The sequence below is a fragment of the Pantoea sp. S18 genome, from assembly GCF_045689705.1.
In the GTDB taxonomy this organism is placed as follows: Bacteria; Pseudomonadota; Gammaproteobacteria; order Enterobacterales; family Enterobacteriaceae; genus Pantoea; species Pantoea symbiotica.
The window spans coordinates 3,109,175-3,125,832 of sequence record NZ_CP142688.1 but is presented as its reverse complement, the minus strand read 5'-3'; the positions used below and the strand labels follow the sequence as shown (position 1 = coordinate 3,125,832).

At 55.4% G+C, this 16,658-nt stretch carries 15 protein-coding genes; 7 read left to right on the top strand and 8 right to left on the bottom strand.

Annotated elements, in window-relative coordinates:
- The first annotated feature begins 200 nt into the window (after positions 1–200).
- Complete coding sequence (locus tag VIJ98_RS14445; RefSeq protein WP_154190486.1) at positions 201–701, top strand: AlpA family transcriptional regulator; 501 nt, start codon at positions 201–203, stop codon at positions 699–701.
- Here VIJ98_RS14445 and mgtE read toward each other — a convergent pair.
- The 5 genes from mgtE to ppk1 all read right to left on the bottom strand — a co-directional run bounded on the left by mgtE (position 698) and on the right by ppk1 (position 6,812).
- On the bottom strand, positions 698–2,131 hold the full coding sequence (gene mgtE, locus VIJ98_RS14440; RefSeq protein WP_008108321.1) for a magnesium transporter: 1,434 nt from the start codon (positions 2,129–2,131) through the stop codon (positions 698–700). The two genes, VIJ98_RS14445 and mgtE, sit on opposite strands and share 4 nt — an antisense overlap.
- A gap of 121 nt (positions 2,132–2,252) precedes the next feature.
- Complete coding sequence (locus VIJ98_RS14435; RefSeq protein ID WP_008108322.1) at positions 2,253–2,438, bottom strand: YfgG family protein; 186 nt, start codon at positions 2,436–2,438, stop codon at positions 2,253–2,255.
- A 154-nt stretch (positions 2,439–2,592) separates the two neighbouring features.
- Positions 2,593–3,192 carry a tellurite resistance methyltransferase TehB gene (gene tehB / locus VIJ98_RS14430; RefSeq protein ID WP_265300233.1) on the bottom strand — a complete coding sequence of 200 codons (600 nt, stop codon included), beginning with the start codon at positions 3,190–3,192 and terminating at the stop codon, positions 2,593–2,595.
- 27 nt (positions 3,193–3,219) lie between these two features.
- Positions 3,220–4,746, bottom strand: a complete 1,527-nt coding sequence (gene ppx / locus VIJ98_RS14425) for an exopolyphosphatase (protein ID WP_008108324.1) — start codon at positions 4,744–4,746, stop codon at positions 3,220–3,222.
- A 5-nt stretch (positions 4,747–4,751) separates the two neighbouring features.
- Positions 4,752–6,812 carry a polyphosphate kinase 1 gene (ppk1, locus tag VIJ98_RS14420; protein ID WP_008108325.1) on the bottom strand — a complete coding sequence of 687 codons (2,061 nt, stop codon included), beginning with the start codon at positions 6,810–6,812 and terminating at the stop codon, positions 4,752–4,754.
- A gap of 182 nt (positions 6,813–6,994) precedes the next feature.
- Between ppk1 and VIJ98_RS14415 the strand changes: the two genes are divergently transcribed.
- Genes VIJ98_RS14415 through pstB form a run of 3 tightly spaced genes read left to right on the top strand, consistent with a single transcriptional unit; the run spans position 6,995 to position 11,463 of the window.
- Positions 6,995–9,088, top strand: coding sequence for an ABC transporter permease subunit (locus VIJ98_RS14415; RefSeq protein ID WP_323274618.1), 2,094 nt, complete (start codon positions 6,995–6,997; stop codon positions 9,086–9,088).
- Positions 9,085–10,683, top strand: coding sequence for a phosphate ABC transporter permease PstA (gene pstA / locus VIJ98_RS14410; RefSeq protein WP_154190480.1), 1,599 nt, complete (start codon positions 9,085–9,087; stop codon positions 10,681–10,683). Before VIJ98_RS14415 ends, pstA begins: the two co-directional genes overlap by 4 nt.
- Positions 10,684–10,695: 12 nt before the next feature.
- On the top strand, positions 10,696–11,463 hold the full coding sequence (gene pstB, locus VIJ98_RS14405) for a phosphate ABC transporter ATP-binding protein PstB (RefSeq protein ID WP_154190478.1): 768 nt from the start codon (positions 10,696–10,698) through the stop codon (positions 11,461–11,463).
- 44 nt (positions 11,464–11,507) lie between these two features.
- Here pstB and purN read toward each other — a convergent pair whose 3' ends face one another.
- Together purN and purM are read right to left on the bottom strand one after the other, a co-directional pair.
- Positions 11,508–12,146 (bottom strand): phosphoribosylglycinamide formyltransferase, encoded by a 639-nt coding sequence (purN, locus tag VIJ98_RS14400; protein ID WP_154190476.1) that lies wholly within the window; start codon positions 12,144–12,146, stop codon positions 11,508–11,510.
- Positions 12,143–13,183 (bottom strand): phosphoribosylformylglycinamidine cyclo-ligase, encoded by a 1,041-nt coding sequence (purM, locus tag VIJ98_RS14395; RefSeq protein ID WP_008108330.1) that lies wholly within the window; start codon positions 13,181–13,183, stop codon positions 12,143–12,145. The genes purN and purM overlap by 4 nt, the downstream gene beginning before the upstream one ends.
- A gap of 229 nt (positions 13,184–13,412) precedes the next feature.
- On the opposite strand from purM, the gene upp reads away from it, so the two are divergent.
- The 3 genes from upp to hda all read left to right on the top strand — a co-directional run bounded on the left by upp (position 13,413) and on the right by hda (position 16,308).
- Complete coding sequence (gene upp / locus VIJ98_RS14390) at positions 13,413–14,039, top strand: uracil phosphoribosyltransferase (RefSeq protein ID WP_008108331.1); 627 nt, start codon at positions 13,413–13,415, stop codon at positions 14,037–14,039.
- Between the two features lie 190 nt (positions 14,040–14,229).
- Entirely contained in the window at positions 14,230–15,513 is a 1,284-nt protein-coding gene (uraA, locus tag VIJ98_RS14385; protein ID WP_154181602.1) for a uracil permease, read from the top strand.
- A gap of 93 nt (positions 15,514–15,606) precedes the next feature.
- Positions 15,607–16,308, top strand: coding sequence for a DnaA inactivator Hda (gene hda, locus VIJ98_RS14380; protein ID WP_036649513.1), 702 nt, complete (start codon positions 15,607–15,609; stop codon positions 16,306–16,308).
- On the opposite strand, the gene arsC is transcribed toward hda, so the two are convergent.
- A complete protein-coding gene (gene arsC / locus VIJ98_RS14375) occupies positions 16,305–16,652 on the bottom strand; it encodes an arsenate reductase (glutaredoxin) (RefSeq protein ID WP_323274613.1) in 348 nt (115 codons plus the stop codon). The genes hda and arsC overlap by 4 nt on opposite strands.
- Between the last annotated feature and the right edge of the window lie 6 nt (positions 16,653–16,658).

Below are 16,658 nucleotides of genomic sequence, written 5' to 3'. Positions count from 1 at the left end.
GAAAATTGCAGTCGGCGGCCACCATGCGTGGGGCAAGATGTACTGCCCAGATAACTCGGCAGAGTGTCGATGTGGGGATTACTGTATTACCTGCATCTTGAGCACGCCAAAAAATCCTGAAACGCATGCCAAATTGCTAAGGCGGGTGGTGGATAACTGCAGTGAAAGTCCTCAGCGGATTAAGTGACGAGGAGTGAAACATGGAATTTGAGTTTACGCTGCGTTTTCAGCTCAATGATGAGATCGACACCGATGAAACGCTTGAGCGTCTTGGTTCGCAAGGTTGCACTGATGCGTTAATTGGCGCGGGTGTAGCGGGAAAATTAAGCATGACGTTCAGCCGGGAAGCCAGCACTGCACAGGACGCGGTACGCAGCGCGTTAGATGATGTTTTTCAGGCATTGCCAGATGCTGAACTGATTGAAGCCGCACCGGATTTAGTCGGGCTGACTGATATTGCAGAGTTGATAGGTGTTTCGCGGCAGAATATGCGCAAGCTAATGCTGAGCCACAGCCCGCAGTTTCCACGCCCGATTCATGATGGAAAAACAGCGTTATGGCATTTAATCGATGTACTGGAGTGGTTAAATCAGCGAGGTTCAACGCGGGTCAATCCAGCATTGAGTGAACTGGCGCGCGCAACGTTGCAACTCAATTTACAGCAGATGCTGCAACGTTACGCACACTGTTTAAAGCCTTAATGATGCAGCAAAAATATCGTAGCCAGACCTAGGAAGATAAAGAATCCGCCGGTATCGGTGATGGCAGTGATCAGCACGCTGGAGCCAACGGCGGGATCGCGTTTCATCTTGGTCATGATTAACGGAATCAGCACGCCCATCAGCGCGGCCAGCAGCAGGTTTAGCACCATCGCCAGCATCATCACGCCGCCGAGTTGCAGATTGTCATACATCAGCCAGGTGACGCCGCCCATAATGCCGCCCCAGAACAGGCCGTTTATTAATGCCACGCCGAGTTCACGCATGATCAGGAATGAGAAGTTACCCGGTTCAACCTGATGCAGCGCCAATGCACGCACAATCATGGTGATGGTTTGATTGCCGGTATTGCCGCCGATGCCCGCAACGATTGGCATTAGCGCCGCCAGCGCAACCAGCTGCGATATGGTGGCTTCAAACAGGCCAATCACGCGCGAAGCGACAAACGCAGTACACAGGTTAACTGCCAGCCAGGCCCAGCGTTTACCCACCGCTTTACGCACCGGCGCAAACACGTCTTCGCCCTGGCTGATACCACCCATTTTACGGATGTTGCTTTCATTCTCTTCGTTCACCAAATCGACCACGTCTTCAATGGTGATACGGCCAATCAGCTTGCCTTGTGCATCAGTTACCGCAGCGGAGATCAGGTTATAACGTTCGAACGCACTGGCGGCGTCTTCCGCTTTATCGTTGAGTTGAAAAGTGGTGGGATGCGGATTCATCACTTCGGCGACCAGCATCTTCGGTTTGTTGAGCAGAATATCCGTGAGCGTCAGCTCACCTTGTAGTTGGTTCTGTTCGTCGGTGATAAAGATCTTATCGGTGCCGTCAGGCATTTTTTTGCCTTTACGCAGATAGCGCTGCACCGTGGCTAAGGTTACGTCTGAGCGTACCGTCAGGATGTTGAAATCCATGATCTGCCCGACGCGGTCGCGATCCAGCTCGATCACGCTCATTAACCGTGCGCGCAGACTTGGCTCAAGAGTGGTGAGCAGACGCCCGGTTAAATCACGCGGCAAGTAGCGCGCCAGATATACCTGATCGTCGATATCCAGCGGCTCGATGGCGTGCAGAATATCGCGATCAGACATTTCTTCCGTCAGGCTGGCCCAAACGGTTTCTGAAGCCTCAACCAGCACGTGTCCGCGCTGCGCCGTTGGCACTAAACGCCACAGCGCCTGACGCTCTTCTTCCGGCAAGGCTTCGAGGATGTCGGCCAAATCCGCGGCGTGTAATTGCTGCAGCTCACGCTCTAATTCATGACGCCAGTCGGTGATATCACGCAGTTCACCCGCATTAAGATCGACGGATTTATCCAGCAGAACATCAACCAGATCATGCTCGTTAAGCAGCAGGTTCAGGATGTGATGGCGGGTTTCAGCTAATTTTTGTGAATGCGAAGCAGACATAACGCGTTCCTTGTGTCTGTAAAGTCAGCTCACAGTGTAGCGCGTTGCGGGTAACAGGACGTAAAAAGCAGCATTGTCTCAAAGGACAATGTTTAGCAGCGACAGGCGACCCGCAAAGTATTTAGCGCGAATCACTGGTGCTCAGCGTGACCGGTTCAGGGATGGCTTTCTTTTGCTGATGATGCTCAATGGCACCGGGAATGATGAAAAGCAGGCGGCCAAACAAAATTAAGAAGCTGACCAGTAAAACAACGCGGGTCATGGTACCGGTTTTGGGACGTCTTCGTGCAGAGATAGCGCTGTTCACGCGGGGTGGTTCCTGTAATTGCCCGATTGGGCGGAGGCAATATTTAGTCACACTTAGATCGCTAAAGCAATCGCTGTGTGAAAAACGAGCAAAAAAGGTGCGGCGAATTGATCGATATCAGACAAAGTAACGGCCGCGCAAGGCGGCCGTTGGCTTAGTAGCTGGCTTTCTGCGCCAGCAACGTGGCGAAACGGCATTTAATACGGTTACCGTTTTCATCACGACGATGCAGTTCACCGACATCTTCGTTGTACTTCACGATGTGCCAGTTGCGGTAATAGTGGCTGAGTTCACCCGATTTAAACGCAAATGGGAAATTTTGCGTATTGGGATAATCATCGGTATCCATCGCCGCCACAATCAGGTTGTAGCCATATTTACGCGTGCTGGCCTGCATATCGGCAATCAGCTGCGGAATGGTTGCCGGTTGCAGGAACATCATCACCACAGTCGACAGCACAAACTGATAGGCGCCGTTGAACCGCACGCTATTGAGATCGCACAGCTCGGTGTGAATGTTCTGCAGATTCTCTTCCGCGATGATGCTGTTCAGGCGTTCCAGACTGGCGGGATTGCTGTCCCAGGCCGTCACCTCAAAGCCATGCTGATTGAGAAACAGGCTGTTGCGGCCCTGGCCGCAGCCTAAATCCAGCGCTTTACCCACTTCAAGATGTGGCAGGGCCGCCAGCACTTCAGAATGGGTCGGCGTGAGACCGTATTTTTCAGCATAATAGTTATCGGGGCGTGTAGTCATAACCAGATTGCGGGCCAACTGCCCGCTTTACTCCTCTTCTTCCAGCATCAGTTTCCAGCCGGTGACATCATTCCAGTAAGCTTGCTCGCGCTCCAGATCCAGCTGCACCAGCGTATTCTGGCTTAGGAAGCCGGCAGGGAAGGTAAGCGTCCAGTGGCCGTCGTCGGTGCTGAGCTTGAGCGAATCCGGTTTAGTAGTCGCCTGGCGCTGATTATTCAGCAGCGTGCCAAGACGCAGCAGGAATACCATCGGCAGAAACTGTTTCTTTTTAAACAAGGTGAAACGCGGCATCTCATCCTGCTTCACCGCTTTGCGGTGATAACGTACCAGCGTCGCCAACAGCATCTGTTGATCCTGATTAAAGCCCGGCATGTTGGAGTTTTGCAGGATATAGGCCGAATGGCGCTGCATGCCGCTGTGATTGATGGTCAATCCCACTTCATGCAGCAGCGCGGCCCACTTTAATAGCGCCGATAGTTGCGGATTGGCTTGCTTCGGATTCTGCTCCTGCCACTGGAGATAAAGCTTCTCGGTGGTTTCCAGCACCCGGCGCGCCTGATCGCTATCAATCGCGTAGTGATTGGCCAGACTTTGCGCGGTGCGGCTGCGAATATCCTGATGGCGGAAACGGCCTTCCATCTCATACAGCACGCCTTCACGCAGTGCGCCGTCAGAAAGACGCAGTTCGCGAATCGCTAACGCATCAAACACGCCACACAAAATCGCTAAACCCGGCACAAACACCGCTTTACGCTCTTCCGACAAGCCCGGCAGGCTCAGCGCATTGAATGACTTATGCTTCAGCACTTCGGTGGTCAGTAACTCCAGCGTTTCGGGCGTAATCAGCTTCTCTTTTTCGCCCATCGCCAGCAGCACTTCGCAGGCCGCTTTGATGGAACCCGAAGCGCCCAGCGCGTATTGCCAGCCGTGCAGACGATATTGCCACGCCATGGTTTCCAGCTTTTGCGCAGCGGAGAGGCGCGCACGGCGGAAGTTTTCCGGCGTGATTTCCCCTTTCGGGAAGAACAGATTAGCGAAGCTGACGCAGCCCATGCGGCGGCTTTCTACCAACTGCGGCTCAAAGTCTTCACCAATCACCAGTTCAGTTGAACCGCCGCCGATATCAATCACCAGCTTGCGACCTTTTTCCGGCTGCGTGTGTTCCACGCCCATGAAGATCAAACGCGCCTCTTCGTTGCCGGAAATCACTTCAATCGGATAGGGAATCACTTCAGCCGCGCGCTGCAAGAATTCTTCGGCGTTGCTGGCGATACGTAGCGTATGCGTACCGACGATCGTCACGTTGGCGGCACTAAAGCCCTGCAAACGTTCGGCGAACAACGCCAGGCAGCTCAGCCCGCGCTCAATCGCTTCTTCGCTCAGGCGATTGTGCGCATCCAGCCCATCGGCCAGATGCACGCGCTGTTTCAGGCGTCCCAGCACTTGCAAAGCGCCATCCACCACACGGGCAATGACCATATGGAAGCTGTTCGAGCCGAGGTCGATTGCCGCGAATTCTTGAGGTTTCGGCGTACTTTTATGTGAGATTGGCATAGGCGTTATTCGGGTTGTTCCAGTTTCTTGATGTAGTCGTAAATGGCCAGCTGCGAACGCACCTTTTTACGGTTGCCGCGCGGCACATAACGATTACTCAGCTCTTTATCGACGATGCGGGCTTTCACCGTATCACTAAACAGAATGGCGATAATGTCCAGAATGCGTTGCTTCACGCGTGGATCAAGAATCGCCACGGCAACTTCAATGCGGTGATCAATGTTACGCGTCATCCAGTCCGCGGAAGAGAGGAACACCTTTTTCTCGCCGCCGTTCTCAAAAATATAGACGCGGTCGTGCTCGAGATAGCGGTCAACGATGCTGGTAATGCGAATATTTTCACTGATGCCCGGTAAATCGGGGATCAGCGAACACATACCGCGCACCAGCAGATTCACTTTCACGCCTGCCGACGAGGCAGCATACAGCCGATCAACTAAACCATTATCCACCAGGTTGTTGATCTTCAACGTAATGCCGGCAGGATTGCCTTGCTGCGCATTGGCGATCTCGGCATCAATAAACTTATACAGCATGTCGCGCGAGTTCTGCGGTGAAACCAGCAGATGCTCGAAGGTCACCGGGCGATACGGATTCTCAATGAAGTTGAACACGCGGCGCACTTCATTGGTGATGCGCGCATCGGCGGTCAGCAATGAATAGTCAGTATAAATGCGCGCGGTTTTTTCGTTGAAGTTCCCGGTACCGATATGCGCATAACGCACTATTTCTTCGCCTTCACGGCGCGAAATCAGGAACAGCTTGGCGTGGATTTTCAGACCCGGCGCGGAGAAGATCACATGCACGCCCGCTTCGGTCAGGCGTTTCGCCCAGCGGATGTTGGCCTCTTCATCGAAGCGCGCCTGCAGTTCCACCACTACCGTGACTTTCTTACCGTTATAGGCGGCGTGAATCATCGCATCCATGATGCGCGAGTTTTTTGCTACGCGGTAAATGTTGATCTTAATCGCCAGCACGTTCGGGTCGAACGAGGCCTGACGCAGCAGCTCCAGCACATGCTCAAAGGTGTGATACGGATAGTAGAGCAGCACATCGCGATTACGGATGGCATCGAAACCGTTGCGGAAGCCGTCAAAACCGATGTGACGAATCTGCGGCAGCGGACGGTTTTCCAGATTGCTTTTGCCAACGTTCGGGAAGCCAATGAAATCTTTAAAGTTATGATAGCGGCCACCGGGCACAATCGAATCGTAGTTCGAAATCGACAGCTTATGGCGCAGCATTTCCACCATCGCATCCGGCATATCGCGCTGATAAACGAAACGTACCGGCTCGGCATTGAGACGCTGCTTCAGGCTCGAGGACATCAGCTCCAGCAGGCTCGATTCCATTTCTGTTACCAGATCGTATTCGGCATCGCGCGTCATCTTCATCGAATAGGCATTCAGCGTATCGTAATCGAAGAAGCCTTTGAAAATTTCATCGAGGCAATAACGCAGGATGTTATCTAGCAGAATCATTGGTTTGCGGCGACGTGGCGACTCAGCCGGCAGGTTAATAAAGCGCGGCACTTTATCCGACGGGATCTCCAGCAGCGCATAACGAATATCGTCGCCGCGAATGATCTCCACCGCCAGATAGGTGTAATCGTCTTTCAGGAATTCGATCAGATCGGTGTCATGGTTAATCAGAATCGGCGTGACGTGCTGGCGTAATTGATGTTTGAAGTAGTAGCGCAGCCACTCTTGCTGATTCGGTGACAGCTGGCGTTCGTTAATCAGGAAGATCTGATTACGCGCCATTTCCAGCAGCAGATCGTTATAAAGCGCATCAAACTCTTGATCCGACTTCTGTACCCGCAACTGAATTTTCTTCAACAGATGTCGCAAAGAGGTCGGTTTGCCTTGCTCTTCGCTGATCAGAATCCGCCGCTTGAGATCGGCAAAGCGGACTTTATAGAACTCTTCGAGGTTATTGGAATAAATTCCCAGAAAGCGCATGCGCTCAATCAGCGGATTACTTTTATCCGAGGCTTCCTGTAACACACGTTCATTGAAGCTTAACCAGCTTAATTCTTTTTCTATATACAGCTTATCCTGACCCATTCTGACTCCGAGATGCTGATGCTGGACGGAATGTCCGGCGGAAAATGCACAAAAATGCGTTACCGCTCAGTGTCCGTCACCATTATGGCGAGAGTATGGCAGGCTTGTCCAACGTCAAAGGTTGTCTTATCAATCAGCTACGGGCAACATAGCGACTTGTTTCCACCGGTAACCTGGCCTGCATGAGCATAAATCGTATTCCCGTCCACTTTAGCGACCGTCGTCGACGCGCCACTGATAATTTAGTGCGCCGCGTTGTCACAGCTTGCGGCGTGGGAATTTTGCTGCTGATGTTACTGCTGTTCTTCTGGTTGATCTGGGTGGTGCTGCCGCTGTTTAGCGCGCCGGGGATGCATGCCACCACCAATATTCAGCTGTGGGACAAAGCGCCGATGCTGGCGATGGGCAGCGACGGCCATTTAGGCTGGCGCATTAGCCGTAACGAAGCGCGCTTTATTCCGCTCGATGGTCAACCCGCGGCACCGGCACTGGCGTTGAATGGCAAGCCCGATGCGGCGATCGTAAGCTTTGATAACCGCAGCGTGCTGCTCAATATGCAGGGCGAACTGCTGTTAATGCAACCGGTTATCCGCAACGGCAGCGGCGAATGGGGTTTCCCGCTCGGCGATCGTCCGCTGCGCTTACCGCAAGGCCCGGTCAGTAACATGGCGCTGACGTCGCTCAACGATCATCAATGGTTGATTGCCGCGCAAACCGCTGCTGGCATCAGCCTGCTGACGCTGGAAAATCAGCAAAAAGTGAATCAGATCCTGCTGCCGCAGCAGCAGGCCGATCATCTGCTGTTGTCGCCAGATGGCACCTTGCTCTACGCCAGCAGCGGGCGTTTGCTGCGCGTGTGGCAAATCACGCCGGATGGCGCGCAGTTACGCGAAACCCAAACCCTCAATCTGCCGCCGCAAAGCCTGCATATGCTGGCTGGTGGACGCACCTTGCTGATTCAGGATGCACAGGGCGTGCAGCAATGGTTCGCTATCGCCAGTGATAAAGGGCCGCGTCTGCAACAGATTCACACCTTCAACGGCAGCCAGCAGGCGCGCGGCATCACGCCGGAACCGCAGCGCCGCGTGTTTGCCACATACGATGCGCAGGGCAAGGTTCAGCTGTTCGCCAGCAAGCAGCAGGGCGCAATCTTAGAGCGTCAGCTGGCGCCGGGCATTCAGGCGCTGGCCTTCGCGCCGCGCGGTGATGCCTTGATCATTGAACGCGCCGGGGAATGGCAGCAGTTTGCTTTAGATAATCCGTGGCCGGACTTCACCTGGCGCAACCTGTGGCAGAAAATCTGGTACGAAAACTATCCGCAGGCCGATTGGGTATGGCAATCCACCGCAGCGGGCGACAGCTATCAAGCCAAGTTCAGCCTGATGCCGCTGGTATTGGGTACGCTGAAAGCCGCCAGTCTGGCGCTGCTGTTCGCCACACCGCTGGCATTGGCCGCCGCGATGTACACCGCGTGGTTTATGTCGCCGGGTTTACGTCGCTGGGTGAAGCCCGCTATCGAAATGATGGGCGCGCTGCCAAGCGTGGTGATTGGTTTAATCGCGGGCGTATGGCTGGCACCGCATATCAGCACCGCGCTGGTTGGCGTGTTGCTGCTGCCGCTGGTGCTGGCGGCTACCTTACTGTTGTGCGGCGTGCTCAGTCCGCGTTTACCTGCCAGCTGGCGACGTCCCGGTTTTGAAGTGATTCTGCTGCTGCCGGTATTGCTGGTGGTGACGTTGCTGACGCTGTGGCTGCCAACGCTGTTGTGGCCGGAAATTGGCGAGCGTTTAGCGCATTACGAACAGCGCAACCTGCTAGTCGCAGCGCTGGCGATGGGTTTTGCGCTAGTGCCGCTGATTTTCACCTTATCGGAAGATGCGCTATTCAGCGTGCCGGGCGCGCTCGGGCAGGGCTCACTGGCGCTGGGTGCCACGCCGTGGCAAACCCTGACGCGCGTGGTGCTGCCGGGCGCCTCGGCGGGCATCTTCGCTGCATTAATGATTGGCTTTGGCCGCGCCGTCGGCGAGACGATGATTGTTCTGATGGCCACCGGCAATACGCCGGTCAGCGAAGGCGGCTTATTTGCTGGCCTGCGTGCACTCTCCGCCAACATTGCCATTGAAATGCCCGAAGCCGCAGCGGGCAGCGCGCATTACCGCATTCTGTTCCTTAGCGCATTGATACTGTTGATCTTCACGTTGGTGATCAACACCATCGCCGAGTTGATTCGTCAGCGCCTGCGTCAACGTTACAGCCAGCATGAGGGCCACGGATGACGGCGATGAAACAAAACGATCGCTGGCGCTGGCTCACCGCCGGAGCAGTCGCGGTTTGCCTGCTGGCGTTTACCTTGTTGATTGGTTTGCTCGGCTGGCAAGGCGTGCGCGCTTTCTGGCCGCAGCCGGTCGATCAATATCAGTTCCAGCCGCCGGAAGGCAGCGCGGTGATGGTGCTGGGCGAAACCTTGCAAAAGCAGCAGCAGGGCGAACAGTGGCGCTATGTGGTGAAAACCGGTAACCGTGATTTTGCCGCGCCGGATTTCCGCGTGCTTTACAGCCAGGGCGAGGCGAAAACCCGTCGTCCTGTCGATGTGTTGGTGCTACAGCGCCGCAACGGCGGCAATGCGTATGGTTGGCTGGTGGAGCTGCGCCAGGATAATGAAGTGATGACCGCGCAAAGCCGCGATGCCTTGCTGCATCAGCGTTTGCAGCAGGTACATGAGCAACTGCGCCAGGCGAGTAACATCCGTCGCATCAAGATGGCGCGCCTCAATGCACAGCTGGAAAGCCTGCAGCAGCAAGCCGATGAGCAGCAGCGTAACGGCAGCTTCACTCTGGAAGTGCAGTCCGAGTTTGATGCCAACCGCACCGCGTTACAGCGCCGCTTCAACGCGCTGGCGCAGCAGTTAACCCATCTGCAGCAAGAGAGTCAGCGCGATACGCTGGTGCTGCGCGATGTGAACGGCGTGGATCACACCATCCCGTTGGCGCAGGTGGTGGATGCGTGGTATCCGAATGCTATGACCTTAACCAACAAAACGCTGCACTTCTTCAGCCAGATTTGGCAATTCGTCAGCGATTCACCGACTTCCGGTGGCGGCGAGAGCGGGGCGTTTCCGGCAATTTTTGGCACCGTGCTGATGGTGCTGTTAATGTCGATCATCGTCATGCCGCTCGGCGTCATCGCTGCGGTTTGGTTGCACGAATACGCCGGACGCAATGCGCTGACGCGGCTGGTGCGCATCGCGGTGGTGAATCTCGCCGGCGTGCCATCGATTGTCTACGGCGTGTTTGGCCTCGGTTTCTTTGTCTGGCTGATTGGCGGCACCATCGACCAGCTGTTCTTCTCTAGCGCCTTACCCAATCCCACTTTTGGTACGCCGGGCTTGCTGTGGGCCGCGCTGACGCTGGCGCTGCTGACGCTGCCGGTGGTGATTGTTGCCACCGAAGAGGGATTGTCGCGCATTCCGGATAATCTGCGTCAGGGATCGCTGGCGCTGGGCGCAACCCAGGCGGAAACGCTGTGGCGCGTGGTGCTGCCGTTGGCGGTACCGGCCATGCTTACCGGCCTGATTCTGGCGGTGGCGCGTGCAGCCGGAGAAACCGCGCCGCTGATGCTGGTGGGCGTGGTGAAAATGGTGCCAGAGCTGCCGGTTGATGCGGTGTTCCCTTATTTGCACCTCGATCGTAAATTCATGCACCTCGGTTTTCAGATCTACGATTTGGCGTTCCAGAGCCCCAACATCGATGCTGATCGACCGCTGGTTTACGCCACCGCTTTGCTGCTGGTGGTGATCATCCTGTCGCTCAATCTGCTGGCGATGGCATTGCGCCATCGGCTGCGTGAGCGTTACCGGCTTATGACGCACTAAAAAAGGTTTCTGATGACGCCCGATTACGACATTGCCCTTCGCGTTAATCAGCTGTCGCTGTGGTATGGCGAACGCCAGGCGCTGAATAACATTGATCTGCAGATCCCGAAAAACCGCATAACGGCGTTGATTGGTCCTTCCGGCTGCGGCAAATCGACGCTGCTACGCTGCTTTAATCGCATGAATGATGTGATCGATCGCTGCCGCATCGAGGGCGAGATTCTGCTGGATGATTACGCAGTGATGCAGGCGAATCAGGATCTTGCCGCGCTGCGTCGCCGCATTGGCATGGTGTTCCAGCGGCCAAATCCGTTTCCTAAATCGATTTACGAAAACGTAGTTTACGGCCTGCGCTTGCAGGGCGTGCGCGACCGTCGCGTGTTGAATGAAGCCTGTGAGCGTGCGCTGCGTGCGGCGGCCTTGTGGGCCGAAGTGAAAGATCAGCTGGGGCAGAACGCCTTAACGCTCTCTAACGGCCAGCAGCAACGTTTGGTGATTGCGCGTGCCATTGCCATTGAGCCGGAAGTATTGTTGCTGGATGAGCCCACCTCGGCACTTGATCCGATCTCAACGCTGGTGATCGAGGAGTTGATGACTACGTTGAAGCAGCATTTCACGCTGGTGTTAGTGACGCACAATATGCAGCAGGCGGCGCGCGTGTCGGATTACACCGCGTTTATGCATAACGGACAATTAGTTGAGTTTGACGAAACCGATCGCATCTTCACTTCGCCAAAAGCGCGGCGTACCGAAGATTACATTACGGGACGGTTTGGTTGATGGTGCGGACGTGATGAAGGTCGCCATGAATGGCGACCTTACGTTTATTCGTTGGCATGACCTTCAGGTGGCAACGGCTGACCATCCAGCCACGCTTTACCCTCACGCATCTGTAAACGCCCATCAACAAACCAGCTGATCACCAGCGGATAGATCGCATGTTCCTGATGCTGCACGCGCGCGCTGATTTCGTCTTCGCTGTCGCCAGCAAACACCGGCACGCGCGCCTGCAAAATAATCGGTCCGCCATCAAGCTCATCAGTGACAAAATGCACTGAAGTGCCATGCTCTTCGTCGCCGTTTTCCAGCGCCTGACGATGCGTGTGCAAGCCCGGATATTTCGGCAATAACGACGGATGAATATTCACCAGACGATCGTGATAGTGCGCGACAAAAGCGCTGCTCAGGATGCGCATATAACCGGCCAGCACCACCAGATCCGGCGCGTAAGCATCAATCTCCTGCATTAACTGGCGATCAAAGGCTTCGCGGTCGGCAAAATCACTGGCAGCTAACGCATGCGGCGGGACATTGGCTTCCTGCGCGCGCGTTAAACCATAGGCGCTGGCTTTATTACTGAAAACGGCAGCGACGCTGCCGTTGATACGCCCGCTTGCGCAGGCGTCGAGGATGGACTGAAGATTGCTTCCGTTGCCGGAGATCAGTACAACCAGTTTTTTCATGGATTGATAACCACACGCTCTTCAGAATCAGACGCTTTAATCACACCGATTTTCCACGCTTTTTCGCCCGCGTCGGTCATCAGCTGTACCGCTTTATCGGCTTCTGCCGGGCTCAGCGCAATCACCATGCCCACGCCGCAGTTAAAGGTGCGGTACATTTCGTGACGGCTAACGTTGCCCGCCTGCTGCAACCAGCTGAACACAGACGGCCACTGCCAGCTGCTCTCTTCCAGCACCGCCTGGGTGTTGTCTGGCAGAACGCGCGGGATGTTTTCCCAGAAGCCGCCGCCGGTCAGATGCGAAATCGCATGCACATCAACCTGTTCGATCAGGCTAAGGATGTTTTTCACATAGATGCGGGTTGGCGCCAGCAGGTGATCGGCCAGTGATTTGCCATCCAGCTGTTTGGTGGCCGGATCGGTCTGGCTGACTTCAAGAATCTTGCGCACCAGAGAATAACCGTTCGAGTGTGGGCCGCTGGAACCCAGCGCAATCAGCACGTCGCCGTCCTGCACTTTCGAACCGTCAATGATTTCTGATTTTTCCACCACGCCGACGCAGAAACCCGCCACGTCGTAATCTTCGCCGTGGTACATGCCTGGCATTTCAGCGGTCTCACCGCCGACCAGCGCACAACCCGACTGCAAGCAACCTTCGGCGATGCCGGTGATTACCGATGAAGCGGTATCCACATCCAGCTTGCCGGTCGCGTAATAATCGAGGAAGAACAGCGGCTCAGCACCCTGCACAATCAGGTCGTTAACACACATTGCGACCAGATCGATGCCGATGCTGTCATGGCGTTTGAGATCCATCGCCAGACGCAGCTTGGTGCCGACGCCATCGGTTCCGGAGACCAGCACAGGCTCGCGGTACTTCTGCGGCAGCGCACAGAGCGCGCCGAATCCGCCCAATCCACCCATGACTTCCGGGCGGCGGGTTTTTTTCACTACGCCTTTAATACGGTCAACCAGATCGTTACCAGCATCGATATCAACACCGGCGTCTTTGTAGCTGAGAGAGGTTTTGTCGGTCACTGCGGAATCCCCACGCGAGTTGCGGTTGGTGGCAAAAATTAAGCGCGGCAATTCTAACAGCGCAGGCAAACGTTTGCGAGTCCCATCTCATGCTGCCTTTGCATCGCCTCAGATTTTCGCCAATCCTTAGATGACGCAGGCTATTGACCGATGACATGTGGCGCAGCGGCGAAAAGGCGGTATAATCCGGCGATTTTTTTTAGCTCAACTCAATTCCGGGAGAACAATCATGAAGATCGTGGAAGTCAAACACCCGCTGGTCAAACATAAACTGGGCCTGATGCGTGAGCATGATATCAGCACCAAGCGTTTCCGCGAGCTGGCCTCGGAAGTGGGCAGCTTGCTGACCTATGAAGCCACCGCCGATCTGGAAACCGAGCGCGTCACGATTGAAGGCTGGAATGGTCCGGTTGAAATCGATCAGATCAAAGGTAAAAAAATCACTGTAGTTCCGATTCTGCGTGCTGGCCTCGGCATGATGGAAGGGGTGCTCGAGCACGTGCCAAGCGCGCGCATCAGCGTGGTTGGCGTGTATCGTGATGAAGAGACGCTGGAGCCGGTGCCGTATTTCCAGAAGCTGGTGTCGAACATTGAAGAGCGCCTGGCGCTGGTGGTCGACCCGATGCTGGCAACCGGTGGTTCAATGATCGCTACTATCGATCTGCTGAAGAAAGCCGGTTGTACCAGCATTAAAGTGCTGGTGCTGGTGGCCGCACCTGAAGGTATTGCCGCGCTGGAGAAAGCGCATCCGGATGTGGAGCTTTACACCGCATCTATCGATCAGGGATTGAACGAGAAGGGCTACATCATTCCTGGACTCGGCGATGCCGGGGACAAGATTTTCGGAACCAAATAAAAGAAACCAGCCGGCCAGAGAGTCGGCTTTTTTTTGGCAAAAACACAACATTGTCATCCTCGAGTTATTCGAGCCAGGGCAAGGCGGCAAACGAGTTCATCCCGATGAGCTTACTTAGGTAAGTGATTCGGGTGAACGAGAGCAGCCAACGCAGCCATGGCTCGAAGAACGAAGAGGATAGGGGATAATAATGACTCGTCGTGCAATCGGCGTTAGCGAACGCCCACCGCTCTTACAAACCATTCCACTCAGCTTGCAGCATCTGTTCGCCATGTTTGGCGCAACCGTGCTGGTGCCGATTCTGTTCCACATCAACCCGGCTACGGTGTTGCTGTTTAACGGCGTTGGAACACTGCTCTATCTGTTTATCTGTAAAGGCAAAATCCCGGCTTATCTCGGTTCGAGCTTTGCCTTTATTTCACCGGTGCTGCTGCTGTTGCCGCTGGGTTACGAAGTGGCGCTGGGCGGCTTTATTCTCTGCGGTTTGCTGTTCTGCATTGTGGCGCTGATCGTCAAGAAAGCCGGAACCGGCTGGCTTGATGTAATGTTCCCACCGGCGGCGATGGGCGCGATTGTTGCGGTTATCGGTCTGGAACTGGCGGGCGTGGCGGCGAATATGGCCGGCTTGCTGCCCGCTGACGGCACATCGCCAGACAGCAAAACCGTGATCATCTCGATGGTGACGCTGGCGGTGACCGTGTTTGGTTCGGTGCTATTCCGTGGTTTCCTCGCCATCATCCCGATTTTAGTCGGCGTGTTGGTCGGCTATGCGCTCTCTTACATGATGGGGATTGTGGACTGGACTGCGGTGGAAAATGCGCCGTGGTTTGCGCTGCCAACCTTCTACACGCCGCGTTTTGAGTGGGTGGCGATGTTGACCATTCTACCGGCCGCGCTGGTGGTGATTGCCGAGCACGTAGGTCACTTAGTGGTCACCGCCAACATCGTGAAGAAAGATCTGATCCGCGATCCGGGCCTGCACCGCTCGATGTTCGCCAACGGGCTATCCACCATGATCTCCGGCTTCTTCGGTTCCACGCCGAACACCACTTACGGCGAGAACATCGGCGTGATGGCGATTACCCGCGTCTACAGCACCTGGGTAATTGGCGGCGCGGCGATCTTTGCCATTCTGCTCTCGTGCGTCGGCAAACTGGCGGCGGCGATTCAGGCGGTTCCCGTGCCGGTGATGGGCGGCGTTTCGCTGCTGCTTTACGGCGTGATCGGCGCGTCCGGTATTCGTGTGTTGATCGAATCTAAAGTGGATTACAACAAAGCGCAGAACCTGATCCTGACCTCGGTAATCCTGATCATCGGCGTGAGCGGTGCCAAAGTGCATATCGGCGCGGCCGAGCTGAAAGGCATGGCGCTGGCGACCATCGTTGGTGTCGGCCTGGCTTTGATCTTCCGTTTAATCAGCGTATTACGTCCGGAAGAAGTGGTGCTGGACGCTGAAGAGAAGCGCGAAAGTTAAGGCTGCAAGCCGGGCAGGGAAGCCCGGTTCATCTCCGGCAAAGATCGTGATAAACTTGCGCGGTTTTCTGCCCGCTCATCCGTTGAGGTACTTCTGAACACGCCGGCACAGCTCTCATTGCCACTCTATTTACCCGATGATGAAACCTTCGCCAGTTTCTGGCCGGGGGAAAACACGTCTCTGCTGGCGGCGCTGCAAGGCGCACTCTCTCAGCAACACGGTAGCTATCTCTATTTCTGGTCGCGCGAAGGCGGTGGCCGCAGTCATCTGCTGCACGCAGCCTGTGCGGAACTCTCGGCGCGCGGGGAAGCGGTGGGCTATGTGCCGCTGGATAAGCGCACGTGGTTTGTACCGGAAGTACTGGAAGGTATGGAGAATCTGGCGCTGGTGTGTATCGATAATATCGAGTGTATTGCAGGCGATCCGGAGTGGGAAATGGCGATCTTTGATCTCTACAACCGCATTCTGGAAATCGGTAAAACGCGTTTGCTGATTACCGGCGATCGACCGCCGCGTCAGTTGAATCTCGGCTTACCGGATTTGGCGTCACGCCTCGATTGGGGACAGATTTACCGTTTGCAGCCGCTCTCGGATGACGACAAATTACAGGCGATGCAGCTGCGCGCTGGACTGCGTGGTTTTGAGTTGCCGGAAGATGTCGGGCGCTTCCTGCTGAAACGCCTCGACCGTGAGATGCGTACGCTGTTTGATACGCTGGATCGTCTCGATCGCGCCTCCATCAGCGCCCAACGCAAACTTACCATTCCCTTTGTTAAAGAAGCGCTGGAGCTTTAGAGAATCTCCAGCACCGCTTCTGGCGGACGACCAATGCGCGCCTGTTCACCATTAATCACGATTGGGCGTTCGATCAGTTTTGGATGATCCACCATCGCCTGCAGTAGCTGATCCTCGCTTAACGCGCTATTGTCTAAAGCCAGCTCTTTATAAAGATCCTCTTTGCGGCGCATCAGTTCGCGCGCGCTGTGCATGCCGAGCTGTTGCAGCAGGCGCTGTAGCGTTGGCACATCGGGCGGCGTCTCAAGATAGAGCACCACTTCGGGCTCGATGCCTTTCTCCTGCAACAGCGCCAGCGTTTCGCGGCTCTTGCTGCAGCGCGGGTTGTGGTAAATGCTGACCATAGTTTG

What these genes read in the sequence shown, in the direction of transcription:
- VIJ98_RS14445 (WP_154190486.1), top strand. Translation starts at nt 201, where the DNA reads ATGGAATTTGAGTTTACGCTGCGTTTTCAGCTCAATGATGAGATCGAC.
- mgtE (WP_008108321.1), bottom strand. Translation starts at nt 2,131, where the DNA reads ATGTCTGCTTCGCATTCACAAAAATTAGCTGAAACCCGCCATCACATC.
- tehB (WP_265300233.1), bottom strand. Translation starts at nt 3,192, where the DNA reads ATGACTACACGCCCCGATAACTATTATGCTGAAAAATACGGTCTCACG.
- ppx (WP_008108324.1), bottom strand. Translation starts at nt 4,746, where the DNA reads ATGCCAATCTCACATAAAAGTACGCCGAAACCTCAAGAATTCGCGGCA.
- ppk1 (WP_008108325.1), bottom strand. Translation starts at nt 6,812, where the DNA reads ATGGGTCAGGATAAGCTGTATATAGAAAAAGAATTAAGCTGGTTAAGC.
- VIJ98_RS14415 (WP_323274618.1), top strand. Translation starts at nt 6,995, where the DNA reads ATGAGCATAAATCGTATTCCCGTCCACTTTAGCGACCGTCGTCGACGC.
- pstA (WP_154190480.1), top strand. Translation starts at nt 9,085, where the DNA reads ATGACGGCGATGAAACAAAACGATCGCTGGCGCTGGCTCACCGCCGGA.
- pstB (WP_154190478.1), top strand. Translation starts at nt 10,696, where the DNA reads ATGACGCCCGATTACGACATTGCCCTTCGCGTTAATCAGCTGTCGCTG.
- purN (WP_154190476.1), bottom strand. Translation starts at nt 12,146, where the DNA reads ATGAAAAAACTGGTTGTACTGATCTCCGGCAACGGAAGCAATCTTCAG.
- upp (WP_008108331.1), top strand. Translation starts at nt 13,413, where the DNA reads ATGAAGATCGTGGAAGTCAAACACCCGCTGGTCAAACATAAACTGGGC.
- uraA (WP_154181602.1), top strand. Translation starts at nt 14,230, where the DNA reads ATGACTCGTCGTGCAATCGGCGTTAGCGAACGCCCACCGCTCTTACAA.
- arsC (WP_323274613.1), bottom strand. Translation starts at nt 16,652, where the DNA reads ATGGTCAGCATTTACCACAACCCGCGCTGCAGCAAGAGCCGCGAAACG.